18 protein-coding genes are annotated in these 17,682 nt (G+C 53.4%); 3 read left to right on the top strand and 15 right to left on the bottom strand.

Annotation, left to right across the window (positions count from 1 at the left end):
- From FFI61_RS14965 to FFI61_RS14940, 6 genes are all read right to left on the bottom strand, one after another.
- On the bottom strand, window positions 1–211 hold a 211-nt coding region (locus FFI61_RS14965; protein WP_200371467.1), incomplete at its 3' end, for a glycosyltransferase.
- Complete coding sequence (locus FFI61_RS14960; RefSeq protein WP_200371465.1) at window positions 195–584, bottom strand: GtrA family protein; 390 nt, start codon at window positions 582–584, stop codon at window positions 195–197. The genes FFI61_RS14960 and FFI61_RS14965, both read right to left, overlap by 17 nt.
- Before the next feature lie 206 nt (window positions 585–790).
- The gene (locus tag FFI61_RS14955; protein ID WP_200371463.1) at window positions 791–1,480 is read right to left on the bottom strand and encodes a VIT family protein; all 690 of its coding nucleotides are present in this window, start codon (window positions 1,478–1,480) and stop codon (window positions 791–793) included.
- A gap of 119 nt (window positions 1,481–1,599) precedes the next feature.
- Window positions 1,600–2,886 carry a ferric reductase-like transmembrane domain-containing protein gene (locus tag FFI61_RS14950; protein ID WP_200371460.1) on the bottom strand — a complete coding sequence of 429 codons (1,287 nt, stop codon included), beginning with the start codon at window positions 2,884–2,886 and terminating at the stop codon, window positions 1,600–1,602.
- Window positions 2,887–2,942: 56 nt separating this feature from the next.
- A complete protein-coding gene (locus tag FFI61_RS14945) occupies window positions 2,943–4,280 on the bottom strand; it encodes an ATP-binding protein (protein WP_200371458.1) in 1,338 nt (445 codons plus the stop codon).
- On the bottom strand, window positions 4,270–4,935 hold the full coding sequence (locus tag FFI61_RS14940) for a response regulator transcription factor (protein WP_200371456.1): 666 nt from the start codon (window positions 4,933–4,935) through the stop codon (window positions 4,270–4,272). Before FFI61_RS14940 ends, FFI61_RS14945 begins: the two co-directional genes overlap by 11 nt.
- A gap of 167 nt (window positions 4,936–5,102) precedes the next feature.
- Between FFI61_RS14940 and FFI61_RS14935 the strand changes: the two genes are divergently transcribed.
- Genes FFI61_RS14935 through FFI61_RS14925 form a run of 3 tightly spaced genes read left to right on the top strand, consistent with a single transcriptional unit; the run spans window position 5,103 to window position 8,227 of the window.
- Window positions 5,103–5,492, top strand: a complete 390-nt coding sequence (locus FFI61_RS14935; protein WP_200371455.1) for a PepSY domain-containing protein — start codon at window positions 5,103–5,105, stop codon at window positions 5,490–5,492.
- A gap of 17 nt (window positions 5,493–5,509) precedes the next feature.
- Entirely contained in the window at window positions 5,510–5,983 is a 474-nt protein-coding gene (locus FFI61_RS14930) for a DUF2271 domain-containing protein (RefSeq protein WP_200371453.1), read from the top strand.
- A gap of 18 nt (window positions 5,984–6,001) precedes the next feature.
- Window positions 6,002–8,227 carry a PepSY domain-containing protein gene (locus tag FFI61_RS14925; protein WP_200371451.1) on the top strand — a complete coding sequence of 742 codons (2,226 nt, stop codon included), beginning with the start codon at window positions 6,002–6,004 and terminating at the stop codon, window positions 8,225–8,227.
- A gap of 62 nt (window positions 8,228–8,289) precedes the next feature.
- On the opposite strand, the gene FFI61_RS14920 is transcribed toward FFI61_RS14925, so the two are convergent.
- The 9 genes from FFI61_RS14920 to FFI61_RS14880 form a co-directional block, all read right to left on the bottom strand.
- Window positions 8,290–8,781: a hypothetical protein gene (locus tag FFI61_RS14920; RefSeq protein WP_200371449.1), complete on the bottom strand. Its 492-nt coding sequence runs from the start codon at window positions 8,779–8,781 to the stop codon at window positions 8,290–8,292.
- 124 nt (window positions 8,782–8,905) lie between these two features.
- Window positions 8,906–10,237: an ATP-binding protein gene (locus tag FFI61_RS14915; RefSeq protein WP_200371447.1), complete on the bottom strand. Its 1,332-nt coding sequence runs from the start codon at window positions 10,235–10,237 to the stop codon at window positions 8,906–8,908.
- The gene (locus tag FFI61_RS14910; protein ID WP_200371445.1) at window positions 10,234–10,899 is read right to left on the bottom strand and encodes a response regulator; all 666 of its coding nucleotides are present in this window, start codon (window positions 10,897–10,899) and stop codon (window positions 10,234–10,236) included. Before FFI61_RS14910 ends, FFI61_RS14915 begins: the two co-directional genes overlap by 4 nt.
- A 52-nt stretch (window positions 10,900–10,951) precedes the next feature.
- Entirely contained in the window at window positions 10,952–11,668 is a 717-nt protein-coding gene (locus FFI61_RS14905; RefSeq protein ID WP_200371443.1) for an RES family NAD+ phosphorylase, read from the bottom strand.
- The gene (locus tag FFI61_RS14900) at window positions 11,668–12,072 is read right to left on the bottom strand and encodes an antitoxin Xre-like helix-turn-helix domain-containing protein (protein WP_200371441.1); all 405 of its coding nucleotides are present in this window, start codon (window positions 12,070–12,072) and stop codon (window positions 11,668–11,670) included. The genes FFI61_RS14905 and FFI61_RS14900 overlap by 1 nt, the downstream gene beginning before the upstream one ends.
- 429 nt (window positions 12,073–12,501) lie before the next feature.
- Complete coding sequence (locus FFI61_RS14895) at window positions 12,502–13,341, bottom strand: transporter (protein WP_227714943.1); 840 nt, start codon at window positions 13,339–13,341, stop codon at window positions 12,502–12,504.
- A 53-nt stretch (window positions 13,342–13,394) separates the two neighbouring features.
- Entirely contained in the window at window positions 13,395–13,871 is a 477-nt protein-coding gene (locus FFI61_RS14890) for a glycine zipper family protein (protein ID WP_200371440.1), read from the bottom strand.
- Window positions 13,872–13,891: 20 nt separating this feature from the next.
- Window positions 13,892–15,943, bottom strand: coding sequence for a DUF1214 domain-containing protein (locus FFI61_RS14885; protein ID WP_227714942.1), 2,052 nt, complete (start codon window positions 15,941–15,943; stop codon window positions 13,892–13,894).
- 184 nt (window positions 15,944–16,127) lie between these two features.
- Window positions 16,128–17,543: a DUF1254 domain-containing protein gene (locus FFI61_RS14880; protein WP_200371439.1), complete on the bottom strand. Its 1,416-nt coding sequence runs from the start codon at window positions 17,541–17,543 to the stop codon at window positions 16,128–16,130.
- Window positions 17,544–17,682 lie beyond the last annotated feature (139 nt).

The following is a 17,682-nucleotide window of genomic DNA, read 5'->3' as shown; positions in this document are numbered from 1 at the left end:
TGCGGATGTATTGGGCACTGCCATCATCACTGCCGTCATCAATCAGCACGATTTCCCAGTGCAGGTCCAGGGTGGCAAGCACCGGTAGAACCCGCTCAAAGAAAAGGGGCAGCATCGGGCGTTCGTTATATAGCGGCACCACCAGTGATAATAACGGCTTATCAAACGGGCCATCAAAAAGTACGACGGGGAATTCAACGCGTTTGTTCATGGAAAACCAGCCTTTGGTAGACGATGTAATTCAGTGCAGCGACAAGCCCTGTGGTCACGATTTGTGACAAGGTGACGGGAAGTCCCAATACGTTATTGAGTAGAAAAAAGAAGGCGAGATTGCAGAACCAGGCACCAAGACAGGAGCCGATATAACGCCACAGCGTGACCCTGTGAGGGCCGGCATTGCGAAATGCCAGGCGCCGCTGGAGGCCGTAATTTAGCAGCGCACCAGACACGCTTCCGCTAGCGGTTGCCAGCACTGGTTCAAGCCCGGCAGCGATCAATGCTGCCATTACAAGCCAGTGGAACAACGTAGAAAGGCCGCCGGCCGCTACGAATCCCTGCAGTTGGCGAGATAGGAGTGTGCTCATGACAATAATCACCACATTGACGACTGAAAAAGTCGACCTGACATTGAGTGGGTATATTGACCCACCCTGTGTCACAGCTTTGTGGAGGTTTTATCAGGAAAATGTCAAAACATGAGATGATCCGCGCCTGAATCCGGCTTGCGGATTAATAATGGGCAGGAAAGTTTAAGCAGGCTTGATTTATATAAGTGGCGAGTAAAAATCTTTTACGCAACCACACCAAATATTCGACCTACTCCGGCCGTAAGTGCCATTGCGAGTGCACCCCAAAATGTAACTCGGATTGCGCCGATAGTAATAGAAGCCCCACCCGCTCTCGCAGCAATCCCGCCTAGAAACGCAAGAAAAACCAGTGAGGATCCTGCAACAACAAAAATTAGTTGGCTGCCCGGTACAACCCACGCCGCAGCCAACGGAAGTGCGGCACCAATGGTAAAAGTGCCTGCCGATGAGAATGCCGCTTGAGCGGGCTGGGCGCTAACCGTTTCCGAGATGCCTATTTCATCCCTGGCGTGTGCACCAAGAGCATCATGAGCCATTAACTGCTCAGCGACTTGCCTCGCGAGAGCCGACTCAAGCCCTCTGCTTTCGTATATTAAAGCGAGCTCCTCTTTTTCAAACTCAAAGTCCTGTTCCAATGATTTTTTTTCAATAGCCAGGTCTGCCTTTTCCGTATCGGACTGCGAGCTAACGGACACGTACTCCCCAGCAGCCATAGACATAGCGCCCGCTACTAACCCCGCAAGGCCTGCCAGAAGAATGCCTCCATGAGCACTGTTAGCGGCAGCCACACCAATAATCAGACTTGCCGTGGAAACTATTCCGTCGTTTGCACCTAATACAGCTGCGCGTAACCAACCCACGCGATGTGAGCGATGGACTTCACTATGACTCATATGCTTTCCCAATCACGCTGCCGAACAAAGACACGATTATCTTCTACGCTTCACCTCACCACATCAAGATCCATGGCCGCCACCGATTGCTTAATCCGGGGCCGAAAAGGAAATCTGTTTCAGCGAAACTCAAAACTTTCTTGATGAAAGCGCAATGAAATAGGCTGTTGCTTCAGACCGCTTCGCAAGGCTTTGGCCAGTCCCTGCGGCCCGCAAAACCAAACATCCACCCGGCGATCATGGATTTGCAGTTGATCCACTGTCAATCGCTGCTCCACCTGGCTATCGTATATGTGCAGCAATATGTCCGGAAGTTGCTCCGTCAACTCTTGTAGACGGGTCACCATTGGGTCGACTGTAGCTCCGGTAGTGCAGTAATGAAGTGTGATAGCCGGATGTTTTTGTTCGGAATTGATCAGACGCTTTTCCAGAGCAGCCAGAAACGGTGTGATACCTATTCCGCCAGCCACCCAGATTTGTTGGGCGTTTTTTCTGCCGCTGTCGGGGTCGAAGCGACCATAAGGGCCTTCCAGAGTAACTGTCTGGCCACTACGTAGCTTACGGGGAATCTTGCGGGTGTAGTCTCCCAGTGCCTTGATATGGAAACTGAGCTGTCCGCTGTCATCGTCAGCACTGGACAGGCTGAAAGGATGTGCCCCTTCGATTCGGTCGAAGGTTACCAGGGCGAATTGTCCGGCCTGATGACCGGGCCACCGCTTGCCCATGTCACAGACGACTTCTGTGATGTTGGCTGATGTCTGCTTGACGGCCTGAACCAGCCCCTTATAACGACGACTCCTTCCGATTTGCCCGGTCAGTGATTGTAGGCCTGCAACGGCACCACCTGCGATCAATAACGTCATGAGCCAACCAGTGGGTTGTTGCCACCATTTCAGCGGGGCCAGCAACAGTGCGTGGGCGGCCAGTACCAGATAGATCACTGGCATCACCCGGTGCAGATAACGCCAGTAATAGTAGGGCACCCATCGAGTCAGGGTAATAACAACCAGAAACAGCAGCAGATACAGGCCGGGTTCGCCCAGGTCTTCAGCGCCATCCTGAAGGCTGTCCAGCAGGCCCGAAAAGTCAGCTTCTTTCAAGCTGCGATCCGAGCCAAACAGCGCTTCCAGGCCATCATCCGCCATTTCGGTAAGCCAGTGTGTGACCGCAAAAACGACGGCCAAAATTCCGGTCCATTTATGCAGTTTATACATGCTGTCCAGACCACCCAGCGGGGATTCCAGCCATGCAGGTCGGGTAGCCAGCACCATGGTGATGGACATGAAATTGATGGCAAGATAGCCGCTGAGTGTCAGGAACTGCTCATAGCTCAGCCCCGGGGTCCAGAAGCTGATCTGAGCCGCCAAAAGCAGCAAAAGGGTGACACTGGTACGTAGGTTAGGCACAAACAAACTCCGTCTTGGGTTTGTTTGAATTCTGCAGGGTTAACCTGACACCAGCCTTAAACGTCTGTGTGAACCACGACAACATTCACTTCTGCTTCGAAACCATCACTCCGGCCTGAGGCTGGTGATCGGAGGGTCAGGACCGTACCCGCACCGCTGGCAATGGCGTCCACGATTGCAAGCCCGATACCGGAGCCCAGTGTTTTCGAATCGGAACGCACAAACCGGTTGCGCAACAATGCGAGCTTCTCTGGCGGTACAACCTCACCTGCATTAGCGACTCGTAAAGTGCCCTCACCTGTCAGGCTGATATTTACTGCCTTGTCGGCTGCGCCGTGCCTGAGTGCATTCTCTATCAGGTTTCTTAGCAGGATGGCAAAGGCGTCAGGATCGAGTAATGACATCACGCTATCTTCAGGTAAATTCAGCCTGAGGCGCCCGGGGGCATTACGCTCATAATCGCTGGCGATTATTTTCAGTATGGGTACAAGGTCGTTGTAGTGTTCAGACAGCGCGCTACCACCCTCAGCCTTTGCCAGTTCCAGCAGCTTCTCCGACAGTCTGGACAGGGTGCGAAGAGACTGTTCGATTTCGCCAGCTCGTGCTTTAACTCCGGCATCCCGGGTTTCGGTTTTTAACCGCTGAAGCTTGGCCAACGCCGTTGCCAGCGGGGTTCGCAGCTCATGGGCGCTGTTGGCGGTAAAGCTTCGCTCGGCTTCAAGCGCCCTGCGCAAACGTTCCAATAAGCGGTTGACTGAAACCATGGTAGGTTCAAACTCTTTTGGCAGGCGATCTACCACTACCGGAGAAAGATCACTACCACCACGGGTTTCTATCGATTGCTGCAGCAAAACCACCTGACGAAGTGACCGTTTTATCACCCACCACACCCCGATCAGGCTGATGGGAATCAGAAGTATTAATGGAGTGAGCAATGCGAGGCTGGTATCCAGTATGGCTTCGTTGCGGTGGGCCAAGGGTTCGGCAACCTCAATGTACAGGGTATCGCTGATGGCGCCCTCCCCGTATATCCGGTGCGTTGACGTTTCAGAAAACCCTTGTTGGGGTTTGGCACCGAAAATTCGGGGATCTGCGTCGTGGGACTGCAGCAGGAGTTTGCCCGATGCGTCACGAACCAGATAGGTTAGGTACTCGTCATGCTCTCTCAGGGCCAGTGCCCGCTGATTGCCTGTTTCATTTTCCCGATTCAGAATATCGGTCACAGCCAGTGGCAAGATTCGCTGCGCAGTCTCCTCCAGGGCGCTGTCGAAAACCTCATTCATTTCATGCCGGGCAATGACCCCGGAAGCAATAACGCCCAACAGCCAGAGCAAGGTCACGCCGAGGGTCAGCCAGGTACCAAGGGTTTTCTGCAAACTGGTTTTAGTGGTCATAAGCGTTTAACCGGTACCCCATTCCCCGGACCGTCACTATGGCATCGCGCCCCAGTTTTTTACGTAAACGGCTGATATACACCTCAATCGTATTACTCTCGATTTCGGCACCGAATTCGTATAACCGGTCTTCAAGCTGTGAACGCGAAAGCAGTATTCCCGGGCGCTGCAAAAACCCTTCAAAGAGCGCCCACTCCCGGGCGGTGAGCTCCACTGGCTCGCCGTTGCGGCTGATGCGGTGATCACCAAGATCCACTTCAAGATCGCCGATATGCACCAGAGGGTTCGGATTGCCGCGATAGCGTCGTGCCACTGCCGCCACACGGGCAGACAGCTCTGACAGATCAAAAGGCTTCACCAGATAATCGTCGGCACCGGCATTCAGCCCTGCAATCCTGTCTGAAACCTGGTCCCTGGCGGTCAGAATGATGACGGGCGTTGTGTCACCGGCCGCTCGCAGTTTTTTAAGAAAATCAAAACCGTGGCCATCCGGCAGCATTAAATCGAGCAAAATCAGATTATAAGCGGTGGTTTTCACGCTGGTTTCCGCAAAACAGAGACTTTGCACCCAGTCCACGGCATGGCCATCCTCGCTGATCTGATCCCGCACTGCCTCACCCAGCCCGGTTGTATCCTCAACCAACAGTACCCGCATGTTTCACCTTTTGCCTGATCACGATCCGAAGATACTACAGCCGTAACCTGACAGCAGCCTGAAGCGCTCAAATACCCGCTGGCAACCCTATTATGTGGTCGTCCGTTCAGCCCACTGTCAGGTAAAAGCCTTAGGGTTGATTAAACCGATTCAACGGGAGACATGCCATGAATATCAAACCCATTGTTATCAGCCTTTCGTTACTGCTGGTGAGCGGTGCCGCCCTGGCAGACGATGACTGCGATGACCCGGTTGCCCAATGGCAGCCCCGAGAAAACCTGCGAAAGCAATTGGAAGCTGAAGGCTGGACCGTGTTCCGCATCAAAGTGGATGACGGATGTTACGAGGTCAAAGGAAGGGACCCGGATGGCTACCGCGTGGAAGCTGAATACTCTCCGGCAACCTTTGAGCTAATGGAAATAGAGCGAGTGGACGACGATGACGATGACGATGACAAGCATCACGACAAGTCCAAGCGCTACAGCGAACCGACCAATGAAGATCGGGTTCCGCGCAAGGGCATTGTTAAAGGTCGCCCCAGCGTAACGGTTGAATAATTAAAGGAGATTACATCATGAAAAAGATTCTGTTTGCTCTGGGGCTTGCGACTGTAATGGCATTGCCAGCTTATGCACAGGCCCGGGAAGTCACCTTTACCACGCAGCTGAAAAACTATGGCGGTGACGGGGCTTACCTGGCTCTCTACTTGACGGATGCCAACGGACAGTACCAGGGAACTCTCTGGATTTCAGGTGAGAAAAGCAAATATTACAAGCACCTGCGGGACTGGGCACGCGGCAGTGGCCTGAATCAAGCTGAATACGACGGCCTAACCGGCGCCAGTGTGACCAGCGGCCGCGCTCTGAAAGTGACTCTGGAACTTGAAGACGCTTTGATCGACTCCGGTTATCAGATTCGTGTTGATACTGCCGTTGAAGACATGCGTGACAACCGTTCGGATGTGGTTGTGCCTCTGACCACTGAAGGCTCCGGAAAAACGGTTTCTGGCCGCGGCTATGTCCAGTCCTTTGTCTATAACCTCAAGTAAACGACGGGAGACACATTAATGTTGCGCAAGCTCCATGGTTTACCGGGATTGGTCGCCGCACTGTTTTTGGTGGTGCTGGCGACTTCCGGGGTTGTGTTGTCGGTAGTGCCGACACTTGAGAGGTCGGCCGCGACGGTTCCCGCTGCCGGCGAACTAAGCGTGGCCGACCTGGCCGAGCACGTAGTGGCGAATTATCCCGGGACCGAACAGATCGCACGCTCTCTATCAGGCGAGGTTGTTGTTTATTACAGCCGTGATGGCCAGCCAGGTGCCGATAGGGTTAATCCCCTGACGGGTAAAGGCATTGCCCCCTACCAGCCATCGGCTTGGTTCCGCTGGGTAAAAAACTTGCACAGATCCTTTCTCATGGACGATGCCGGACGAATACTGGCCGGAGTTTTGGCAGCACTAATGGTATTGATCTGTCTGTCCGGAGCCTTTCTGTTGGCTCGACGCCTGGGGGGCTGGAAGGCAATGTTACGACCCATTGCAGGTTCTGGTAGCCCGCGAATTCACGCCGAGCTGGCACGATTTGCGGTTATTGGCTTGTTGCTGTCGGCACTGACCGGCAGTTATATGTCTGCGGTAAGGTTTGGTCTTTTACCGGAAGGGACGATTACGGAGCTCTCTTTTCCTGCGGAGGTTTCAGGAGGTACGCCGGCACCGGCAGGTTCTTTGAGCGCGCTAAAGAGCGTGGACGTTAACGAACTGCGTGAGCTGGTGTTCCCCTACCCGGATGACCCCATGGATGTTTATTCACTGAGCACTGCCCAGGGTTCCGGATTCGTGGATCAGGCAACCGGGGAGCTGCTGCAGTACCAGCCACGTTCAGCCGGCAGCAAGTTTCAGCACTGGATGGCTCGCCTGCACACGGGTGAAGGCTTGTGGTGGTTAGGTCTGATTCTCGGGCTAGCTGCGCTGACCGTGCCGATGTTGTCATTTACCGGCCTGCAGATCTGGTGGCAGCGGCGCTCATCAGCCATAAGCCTGGGTGAAAGTGCGAGCATCGAAGCCGCTGACACCGTCATTCTGGTGGGCTCGGAAGGCAATACCACCTGGGGCTTTGCCAAAGACCTTCAAAACAAGCTCAATCAGGCAGGCAAAAAGGTGCACTGCGCGCCCATGAATGATCTGGCGGAGCACTATCCGCAGGCCTCTGTGCTTTTCATTCTGACATCAACCTATGGTGATGGTGACGCGCCCTCTTCCGCCAGTCAGTTTATCGCTCGACTTGAACACTTTCAGGCGGATGACGGATTGAAGTTTGTGGTTCTCGGGTTTGGCGACCAACAGTTCCCGAAGTTCTGCCAGTATGCGCAGGACGTGGATACAGCGCTCCGCAGCAAAGGCCTAAAACAAATGCATCCCCTTACCCGAATTGACCGCGGTTCCGCCACGCAGTTTCAGGAATGGGGCGAGGCTATCAGTGAACGCATGGGCATTCCGCTGGCACTGACTCATAACCCCGCACCCGCCGTCACTTCAGAGTTTGAGCTTGTTGAGCGGGTTGATTACGGGGTTGCAGTCAATGCGCCTACCAGCATCTTGCGCTTCAAGCCGGTAAAAAGTGAAAGAAAGCTCTGGCAGAAACTGCTGTTTCAAAACCGGCAGAATCTGCCGGACTTCGAGGCTGGCGATCTGTTTGGGGTTGCGCCACCTGGAGATCGGGCCGCCCGGTTCTATTCGCTGGCCTCCTCTGCGTCGGATGGGATACTGGAAATCTGTGTGCGTAAACAGACCCATGGCATTTGCTCAGGATATCTGCACAGCCTAAAACCAGGAGACAGAATCAGCGGGTTTATCCAGAAAAATCCGGGTTTTCGCCCGGCGGGAGGCGCTACGCCGATCATTCTCGTTGGCGCTGGCGCGGGAATCGGTCCACTTGCCGGTTTCATCCGAAAGAATACCGAGCGCAACCCCATGTACCTCTACTGGGGCGGCCGTAACCCGCAATCAGACTTTCTCTACCGACCGGAACTGGGTTGTTACCTCGATGACCACCGGCTTACCGGGCTGAGCACCGCGTTTTCACGGTCGGCAGAGAAAAACTACGTTCAGGATGCCATCATTGCGGATGAACCCGCACTGCGACAACTGGTTGAGGCAGGTGCACAGATATTGGTATGCGGAGGGCGGGATATGGCCTCCGGTGTACGCCAGGTGTTTGATTCAATTCTCAAGCCGTTAAACCTGGATGTAGAAGAATTGAGAAACGACGGGCGTTACCTGGAGGATGTTTATTGACAGGTAAAGCGAATCGCCTGGTACACCGGATCATCTGTTGGACGGGTGTACCAGGCTAATCATCAGTGTTTGATTGGTTTGAAATTCGGGTCATCAAAATAGGTAGCGTAACTTTCAATTGCGCCCATAACTTTCACCGCACCATCCCGCGCATTGGCTTTGCTTTCCATTGCAGATGCCCCTTCCATCAGTTCGGCAATAATCAGGTGAAGCTGGGCATCCGCCTCAGGCTCAAGGTTGCAGTTTTCAACCATGTAGTTGACTTCATTATTGATTTTAGTCGCCAGTACAGAATATTTCTCTTTTGGCAGTTTGCCAGAATGAATGGCGTCCAAATCCTTATGCATGGCACTTCCGATATTGTTCATCGCACGACTGAGTGGCGCATCAACTGCCCACTTGCTGCCATCGTTCAGCCTGAGTTCCATCTCCCCATGGCCATGGCCATGCTCATGTTCATTGTTGGCCGGCGCGGCCATAATACTGGTGGCTGACAGGCCAAGTACCATGCCAGTGATGATTGCAAACTTTGAAAAACGGGATTTGATGTTCATGAAACGCTCCTTTGAGTGCACCGTTTGGTCGGCTTGAAAGAAGTATCCCAAAATCACCTTAATATTCGCTTAAGGATGCAATTTGTGGCCACAAATATCGACAAACCGAAAGGATCGACCGTCTCTATTCTGAAGCTGCTTTGAAACGCACGGATACAATCAGGCCTTCTCCCGAATCATTGTTATCATCAAACCTCAGAGAAGCTCCATGCAGGTGAGCTATGCGTTCTACGATTGATAGCCCCAGCCCACTACCTTCTTCACCGCTGCCAAGCCCGCGATAAAACCTCGACACCACCACATTACGCGCTTTCTCCGGAATTCCCGGCCCGGTATCAACAACAAGAAGCACCACCTCCTCGCCGACTCGCTTGATTCGTACATCCACTTGTCCGCCCGCAGGTGTGTACCGAACAGCATTATCCACGAGGTTACGAACAAGAATCCCAAGCAAGGTTGCATCACCCAGAACCGCCCCGTCATCGGCCGCCTCAAACCCCAGATCCACGCCCTTGCGTATCGCCGCTTGGGCATGTGAAGCCACGCACTCGTTCACCACTGCAGAAAGTTTGACCGGTTTTGGATTCGCCGATGCTTGTTCTGAATCTACTTGCGAAAGCACCAGCAACTGTTCAATCAGATGCGCCGCACGGTCTGTACCACTGACAATCCTGTCTAGCGCATGCTCCAGTTTTCTCGGGTCCCGGGCAGCAAATGCCACCTGCGCCTGAGTTTTTATGGCCGCCAGCGGAGTACGCAGCTCATGGGCCGCATCGGCAGTAAAGCGTCGCTCATGCTCCAGTGAAACCTGTAAGCGCCCGAAAAGAGCGTTGAGCGCATCCTGCAATGGCATTACTTCCCGGGGAGTATCAGTAAGATCAAGGGGGTCCAGTTTATCCGGTTCACGCTGTTTTACTTCCCGGGTAAATCGGGATAAGGGTGCAAGCCCAGCACCAACGGACAGCCAAATCAGTAGGCCTAACACAGGAACAGCAAAATACAGGGGATGCAGAAGGTGGCTTGCAACACTTTCTGCGAGTGCATCGCGCAGCTCATATTGCTCACCAACGCGCACATTCAGGTGGCCGGCCTTGTCCCATTGGCTGTAAACCCGGTAGCGAACACCATTGATAGTGGTGCTTTCGAAACCATCGCGCTGTGTACCCAGGCGTTCTTCAGGAGCCGTGCTCGAATCGAGGAGCAGCGTGCCGTCACTGTTCCATACCTGCAGCACGGTGCCCGTATAATCACGCACTCGCTGCCCGACCTCACTGGCATTTTGTGATTTGTCCAGGTGCATCGAGATCTGCTCAGCCGCTTTTACCAGTCGGGAGTCAAGCGTCATGCCGATCTCCTTGCGCGCATCAAGATAGGTGAAGAACGCAGTCGCAATCCAGGCCAGCAATACTGATACTGCAAGAATCGTAAAAAGGCGCCAACGCAGCGACGACCTCATGGCGTAGTTTTCTCAATCATGTAACCGACACCGCGAATAGTACGGATCAGTTGCGGAGACAACTTTCGTCGCAGGTGATGAATAAAGACCTCTATCGTATTGCTCTCGATCTCCTCTCCCCAGCCGTAGAGCTGCTCCTCGATCTGTGCCTTTGACATTACTCTCCCTGCATTAAGCAACAAAGTGTGGAGAATCGAGAATTCACGTACAGAGAGATCAACAGGCGTTCCGGACCAAAACACCGAATGACTGACGGGGTCGAGTTGGAGCTCTCCTTGACGGATGACCGGTTCGGCATGCCCCTTGGAGCGACGCAGCAATGCCCGCAGCCGTGCCTGTAATTCGGCAAGATCAAAAGGCTTTACAAGGTAATCGTCGGCACCGGCATCCAGGCCGGCCACTCGGTCCTCCACGGCATCACGTGCAGTCAGAATCAGAATCGGAAGGTTTTTTCCGCTTGCACGGGCTCGTTTCAAGACCTCCATTCCGGAAAGCCCCGGAAGGCCCAGATCAAGGACAACAGCATCGTAGGAGCCTGTGGCGAGTGCAGTATCGGCCTGCCGGCCATCCAGTACCCAGTCCACCACCAGGCCGGACTGAGCAATCCCTGCAGCAATTCCGTCACCGAGTATGCCGTCGTCTTCAACCAGTAGAACTTTCATGGGCAATAACTCCAGTTGGAATCAAGTTGAAATAATTAAGGTCACGACGGATTCACTCATTCATACCTACTTTGCCAGTCAGGGAGTGCGCCTCCCCTATTTCCGCCCAATGAGTAATGCGTTGTTTATCTCCATCCCAGAAATACTTCAGGTGTGGCCCTTGCACCGGGATGGAGACAGCTTTGGGTTTAAACGCTGCAATACACTCACCGCCCGGATGGCGAACGCTGTTATACAGCAGCCCGTTTGATCCTTTTTGCCGCCAACGGCTCGCAAACTTCTGGCTTAGGGCGTAATCATCCGCATCCGGATTGTGCAGATCTTTGAATTCAGGCCCGCGAATGTCGTGCATCTTCATCACCACGGAGCCAATGTAGGCTCTCATGGTCAGTGCTATTGAGTCCTCGTTGGCGGCTGCCATCTCCCGCTCCTTGTGAAATACGGTCTCACGAATAGCGCCTTCAAGAGTGCTGGCCGCGTAGTAAACCCCAAAATGCCGGTCAGCAAAGCGGCTTCCAAACCCAAGGTGCGTGAACGATGCCATTACAGGCGAACTTCCGGGGCCACTGATCCTGTCGCAGGGCTGCACCAGATGGATATCCCCTGCTTCATCCCGCAGCCTGGGGTTTGTCATACTCTCAATCTCGAACGCCAGCTCAAACTCGTCTGGCTCATAGATGCGTTCGAAAAGATCTATGGGCGGGTAATGGCTGGGGATGATCCGGTAGGTTTCCCACTCGGGAAGGTACAGCGGAGGGGGTGAAAACATCACCATCCCCGCTTGGCATCGAAATACTGACGGGTCATCATCAGGTTCATCATGGAGCCTTGTGTCATAAACTCCATGGCAGACTTGCCGCAAAAGGGTATGTCTGATGTTTTCAGGCGAATTCTGCGGTTTGCTCGCTCATGGGTCGGGTATAGAAGCTGTAAGGCCTTATAGATGCCCAGAATGTAGCTGATGCGCTCCATAGTGTCGTTAGAAAGCTTGATTGGATTCAGCTTGGCATAGTTATAGAGCGTTGTTCTGGAGGGACCGCCCAGAATTTTGCTTCGCTCTTCAGCGTTACACCCCCACTCCTCGGTTACTCGAAAGAAGCCCTTTAGCGCAACTCGGCCTTTTTCAGCTTCGCGATCACCGTCAACATTTTTACGTTCAACGACAGCCGTCATGGATTACCTCCCGCCTTGCGATGCCCAACTATGAATAATATAGCAAATCCTGTTCATATTTGCACAATAGAAGTGTCTGCTTCGATATTTCAGGTGCCGTTGGCCCATTGTTAAAGGAACTTTGCTGGAGAGGACCTGGCCCAGCAGTTGGGGCGGCGGTTTTGCGTTGTAAAGCGGGTGCGTACGAATGTAGTAAAGGTGGCAGTAATCTACGTACAGAGGGCGATAATCCAGCCCGTAGAGCTGGCTATGCTGAGGAATAGGGCCAACATCCGCCTTATCGTTAAAAACCATTGCGCCAGGCGAAACGCCGAAGAAAAGCATCTTTGTAACCACCACCGCAACTCACACAAAGATAACTTGCATGGGAGTCCTAACTATCAATTCTGCGATCATTTATTGCTTCGTGCGATTGGGACTAAGCTTTCATTAATTCTTAGGAAACAGGAGCGTAAACGTGAATCGTAGTCCCCATTCGGGTCCATTATCTGGGGCATCAAGGTAATAGCGGGCACCGCCCTGAAAGCTTACCAATTGCTTGCCGAGTTTGGTTACTTTGCTGTAGGCGATATTGAGCGGAACGGTCCACTGCTCAGTCTCCCAGTTATAGGTAGACTCCAGGGCGGCATTGACAGTACGACCATTACCAAGGCCCTTCGCAAGGAACGGCTGTAAATAGGTGGTGTTGATGTCCCCTCGGTCGCTCGCTCCCGCAAAGGACCAAATATGATTAGCCAGCGCACCGTACGTCCAATCGGCGGCCGTTTGTTTCAATGCAACAATAGTAGGACCCGCACCCCATTTTTCTGTCCCAAGCAGGTCGTCGGTTGCTATAGGAATAAGAAGAACCGGTCCGGCGCCCCATGTCCAGCCACTTGCCGTCAAAGCTTTGGGCGAAAAAAATAGACTCTGCGTTACATCGCCAAGTCCAGACTGGTCGCCTGCGTCGGGAAAGATCTCATCCTGATAAACGAGCGGAACGATCGTGCGCGATATCATATTCCAGTCTTCACTGATCGAGACGGGTATCACTGGCTGCACGTTGAGGGTGTACTTGTAACCATCATCCTTAGTGCCGATACCGTCGTCGTAGTTGAGCTGCATTGGCACGCTGGTAAGGCTGGCAATGGGGTTTGCGAGTTGCTTGGCAAGCTCGTCAGCAGAACCCTGCGCATAGGCAGCAGTGCAACCGATGCCCAGCGGAATGGCCAAAACAGTCAACGAGCAAGCTTGCCGAAAAAGCACATTCTTTCTTAATTGTGGGCGCATTGGTTTACTCTCCGGTCCCAAAGCTGTGAGGGTTCGTAAGGTTTTTCTTCTATTCACTTAGCCGTGTAGCCACGGCCTTCGAGGCAGGCAGCATAGGCACGATTGTAATCGTCGTTCTTTGCAGTAGATTGGGCTACCAGCTGTTGCTCCTCCTGTTGATGTTCCTCTTGCGCCTCCCGATTGGCACGGCGCTGCCTTAGTCCACCAACAACGACCCCTGCCACAGCACCGCGCCGCGCCGCTTCCGAGCTATCGCCCGCGATGGCACCCAGGGCGGCACCGCCGGCGGCACCACGCACTGCACCGCCGGCTTTCTGCTCTGGCCCCAACTGCGCCACATTGCCAAGCGCCGGATTAGCCGGATCGTAGCCCGCATTTGATTTTGCCCAGTTAGAACAGTCGAGCGTGTCCTTCGCCTGTTGGTCGGATGACTGTCCTTTATCCGGATAGATGAATAACTCTTGTGCCAGTGCCTGATGTGCGGCACTGAGTAGCAATAAAGTGAGCAAGCATTGGTTTAACGTATTCATTCCATAGCCCCTTTATGTCGTTATTTTAGAACCGGATGCCCAACCGCTGGCTCTACGCTAATCGCAAGTGATTCCTGGTACAGGGCATCCACTTGGTCACCAACATGGATATTGGGCAGATCGATATCCTCATCCACGGCCAATGTCACAGTGTGCTCAGCACCATCAAACGTCACTGTTCGTAATTCCGGATCGATAGCGCGTACCACACCCGTGGCATGGATGGTCGAACGTAGCGTTCCGCCAGGCTTTTGGCCAAGCTCGGTACGATCCAGAGTCACGGTATCGACACGTTCGCGCATGCCGTTGGAGGCATCAGATGGGCTGAGTGCCAACGCGACCCCAATGCTGTAGGCCACAACGACCCTGTCACCGGCCCGCACCTGAGGAAAATTGCGTGCCTCCTCACTGACTTCTAGCCGAATGAGTTCGTCATCTTCAGTTCTCAGCACCAAGGCACGGTTGTCCCAATCAACTGCGACAACGATAGCGGTCACCGTAGCGCCCTCTCCTACCAACACGGCCGGCATTTCACGACTGGAATCAACACCACTTATCGACTCCAGCTCACCGGGTCGCCACGTTTTATCAAACCAGGGCTTCAATGGGCCATAAAGGCGCAAAATCGGATACCACCCTTTGCCTGGAACTGTCTGGATCCAATTAGCTTCCTTGCCTTCAGGCGCTTTCGGGGCAAAATACAAGTCCACTGAACCGTCAGCGTTCTCCTGCAAGGCATCCCGCTTGCTGTTCTTGCTTGGGAACGGTTGACTGGTTTGCAGTTCGGAGCGGGTCTGCGGGTCATAGATCACCACCGACCAGAAGTCCGCAGCCGGAACATTGCCTGGAATTTTCAGCCGATAAGTCTTATCGCCATAGAGGTAATCACCATTCTTGTCCACCGTGGTAGCGGCGTATTGCGATCCTTTGCCGACCATTTCCATGACCATTGCAGGCGTATTGACTGTGGCTTGATAGAAAAAGAGTGCCCGAGCATCCAGGTTACGCCCACCTTTGCCACCATCTTTCAACCATTGGTAAGAGCTGCCAACAAAACCGGTTCCCCAGCCACTACCCGGATAATAAGAAAATCCTTCGAGGCGCGGACGAAAAACGATTGCGCGAGCAGTTGCATTACCAATTGCAACCGCTTGTGTCAGTATTTTCTTCATTCGGGCATCGGGATTGAACGGTTTACCCTTCTCAATGCCAATGGACGCAAACAGACCACGCAATTGCGGATCAAGCATTGATACCGGTTCGCGCTCGATCACCGTATGCAATTCTTCGTAGAAATCGAAGTTGTTTGCGTGAATGGTGTTGAAGCTTTTCCCCGAACCACTGATGAACTCCATCTTCGGCGGGTTGCCAGCATCTCTCAGCGGGTAGATTTTAAGGCCGTTTTCAAACATCGCGGTTGCCACATCGGGCTTTCCGTCGACCAAAAATCCACGCAGGAACAGTAAGTTGATATAGCTGGTAGATTTGGAAACGAAATATGTCTCTCCATCCACTACTGCCTTCATGCCGCCCTCAGGAGGGTTGAGATCGCCGTCATAATCAGGCGGCAAGATCAGGTACTTACCACCCTCACCCGCGTCGGGCCCGGTTACTCCCATATCTGTTACGAAGCGAAAGTAAGCGTCATCCACGGTTCCAGGCGCAGATTTAGCAGGGATCTCGACGACGGTGGCTCCGTCTTTCTTGAGATCGAGAAATGCCATGCAGTAGACCGTATCGGTGTTACCGGTCAGGAACAGCGGGCTGGAATCAAGCAGCTTATCCATGATGACAGCTTTGTTCGACGCGTCGGCCCCGATGTCCCGAAAACCCAGACGCATCCCCTCTATTGAGGTAGCGGGAATTCCGTTCAAAAAGGTTTCCGTTCCGCGAATGAGATCAAGGTTGTCGTAAACCTTCTCAACGGTTGCTGAATCAGGCATGCCATCAAAAAAGTTCAATGTGCCAATGGGTGTTTCTACCTCGTCCGGAGTTAGGATTTTGGTAGGAATTTTGTGGTTGTAACCAGGCGTTGTTTGCTCCGCATAGGCTGAAGTTCCTAAAACAAGCATGGCGCAGACCATTGAACAAATGCTCCAACCACGCATGCTCCGGTATTTGCTTATCATAGTAATCTCCAAAGTTGCGAGCATAAGTCATTGATTGTGTTTGTGTTTCCGCTTGTATACTGCAGCGACATACTGCTCCGCGTTTAGTCACGGTGACTGACGGCATCCCTTTGCTTTGCCAATTGCCTCAGTCGACCATAACTATGCCTGGTGGTTGCCAAGTACCTTGGCCCGGCGGCAATACGGAAGGCGTCTCGTTAGCTGGTTTCGGCCAGTACATACGCAGTGCCAGGTAGATCGGCCCATCCGGCGCCGGCAGCCAGTTCGACTCTTTACCCGTGCCGGGCGATTCATGCTGTATATAGACAGTCAGTGAACCGTCTGCATTCTTCTTCATATCAGGCAGCATTGGCGAATTGATCAGATAACGGTTGATCGGATTTTTGACCAGCAACTGACTATCACCGTAGTAGATAGTCACGGACCAAAAAGAGTTCACGGGTGGCAACTGGTCGGCGGCGAAAGTGAGGGTGTAGTTGTGCTTACTGCCATCCAGAACCTGCCCCTTTGCATCGGTCCGGCCCAGAATGTATACCGCTTCTGCGGCGGTGTTGCCGTAGATTCCAGCCTTTGCTCCGCCGGCGCGTTTGAGCCAGTCACCGTTGTAGAAATCGCTGTCGCCCCATAAAGAGCCGACCTGCCAACCATTGATGTCCGTGGCGCCACCGGCTACGAACTGGTTAACCTTTTCGTCGCCGGCTTTCATCCCTTCGGCTATCGCCTGTAGTTGCTCCGACGAGAAACTGGCCATATCCAAGGTCTTCCCCGGGGCGACGCCTATGCTGGCCAACCTGGCGCGAATGGCCTCGTTGTCGTCGGTTTCCGGAATGAACTCAAGCGCAGCGCTGAGATAGTTCCAGAAGTGGGCCTTGACCCCAGCAGATGTCGCGGGCACAAAGTCGATCGCCGGCGCAGCCGCTGGCGCGGGCTTGTCTTGAAATGCTGACAACGGTGCCACCTTGTACTGGGCCTGCACCGTTTCTACGTTGACCATATCTTCGGGGTCGAAAAGCTGAGTGCGAAAAATGACGAACATGAAGGGCGTCGTCGAACGGAAGAGTTTGTTGGTACCCTCAGGTGTTTCGCCTTGCCAGTTGGGGCCAACAACCGCATAGGAGCCGGCGTCACTACCGGTGGCACGGCTGCCGATGTAACCATCGTTGTAGAGGTTCCCGTCGATCAATTGTACGGAGTAGTAACGGTCCTTATCGACCTCGGGGACGCTGATTACAACGGGCTCCGCGCGCAGGTCCAGCCACGCAACCGAGTACGGCGTATCGCTGTTCGGGCTGAGGATCGTGGTGTCCTTGTAAGTATAGACACGCGCCTCGTTCTTGATGTGGTTGAACGGTGCTTTGTACTGATCCGTGTTCTTGTTGACGGCATACTCGTTCATGACGGCGTAGTTCATGACTAACGGCAGGCCATAAATATAACCCTCTTCGGCGATGGCTTTAAATTGCTCTGTGCTGAGCTTTTCTGCATGGGCCGCACCGACGAGCGCCACAAAGGCGGCCATTATCAATATCATTCGAAATTTCATAACAACTCCGTGGGAAAAATTTCCGCTCATATGCTGGATATTTATAAGGTGCTTCTGAATTATTAGTACATAAAAAGCGACGTGGCTCGCGTGTTATCCCCTCCTCTGAAATTCTTTTTTCAGTATTCCCTTCAACGCA

The sequence above is a fragment of the Marinobacter sp. DY40_1A1 genome (assembly GCF_016597815.1).
GTDB lineage: Bacteria > Pseudomonadota > Gammaproteobacteria > Pseudomonadales > Oleiphilaceae > Marinobacter > Marinobacter xiaoshiensis.
Note: the sequence above shows the minus strand (reverse complement) of the source record. Positions and strands in the feature narration are given on the sequence as shown.

Bases quoted from the DNA above. Each gene is read 5' to 3' on its own strand.
- FFI61_RS14960 (WP_200371465.1), bottom strand. From the start codon at position 584: ATGAGCACACTCCTATCTCGCCAACTGCAGGGATTCGTAGCGGCCGGC.
- FFI61_RS14955 (WP_200371463.1), bottom strand. From the start codon at position 1,480: ATGAGTCATAGTGAAGTCCATCGCTCACATCGCGTGGGTTGGTTACGC.
- FFI61_RS14945 (WP_200371458.1), bottom strand. From the start codon at position 4,280: ATGACCACTAAAACCAGTTTGCAGAAAACCCTTGGTACCTGGCTGACC.
- FFI61_RS14940 (WP_200371456.1), bottom strand. From the start codon at position 4,935: ATGCGGGTACTGTTGGTTGAGGATACAACCGGGCTGGGTGAGGCAGTG.
- FFI61_RS14935 (WP_200371455.1), top strand. From the start codon at position 5,103: ATGAATATCAAACCCATTGTTATCAGCCTTTCGTTACTGCTGGTGAGC.
- FFI61_RS14930 (WP_200371453.1), top strand. From the start codon at position 5,510: ATGAAAAAGATTCTGTTTGCTCTGGGGCTTGCGACTGTAATGGCATTG.
- FFI61_RS14925 (WP_200371451.1), top strand. From the start codon at position 6,002: ATGTTGCGCAAGCTCCATGGTTTACCGGGATTGGTCGCCGCACTGTTT.
- FFI61_RS14920 (WP_200371449.1), bottom strand. From the start codon at position 8,781: ATGAACATCAAATCCCGTTTTTCAAAGTTTGCAATCATCACTGGCATG.
- FFI61_RS14915 (WP_200371447.1), bottom strand. From the start codon at position 10,237: ATGAGGTCGTCGCTGCGTTGGCGCCTTTTTACGATTCTTGCAGTATCA.
- FFI61_RS14910 (WP_200371445.1), bottom strand. From the start codon at position 10,899: ATGAAAGTTCTACTGGTTGAAGACGACGGCATACTCGGTGACGGAATT.
- FFI61_RS14905 (WP_200371443.1), bottom strand. From the start codon at position 11,668: ATGTTTTCACCCCCTCCGCTGTACCTTCCCGAGTGGGAAACCTACCGG.
- FFI61_RS14900 (WP_200371441.1), bottom strand. From the start codon at position 12,072: ATGACGGCTGTCGTTGAACGTAAAAATGTTGACGGTGATCGCGAAGCT.
- FFI61_RS14895 (WP_227714943.1), bottom strand. From the start codon at position 13,341: ATGCGCCCACAATTAAGAAAGAATGTGCTTTTTCGGCAAGCTTGCTCG.
- FFI61_RS14890 (WP_200371440.1), bottom strand. From the start codon at position 13,871: ATGAATACGTTAAACCAATGCTTGCTCACTTTATTGCTACTCAGTGCC.
- FFI61_RS14885 (WP_227714942.1), bottom strand. From the start codon at position 15,943: ATGCTTGTTTTAGGAACTTCAGCCTATGCGGAGCAAACAACGCCTGGT.
- FFI61_RS14880 (WP_200371439.1), bottom strand. From the start codon at position 17,543: ATGAAATTTCGAATGATATTGATAATGGCCGCCTTTGTGGCGCTCGTC.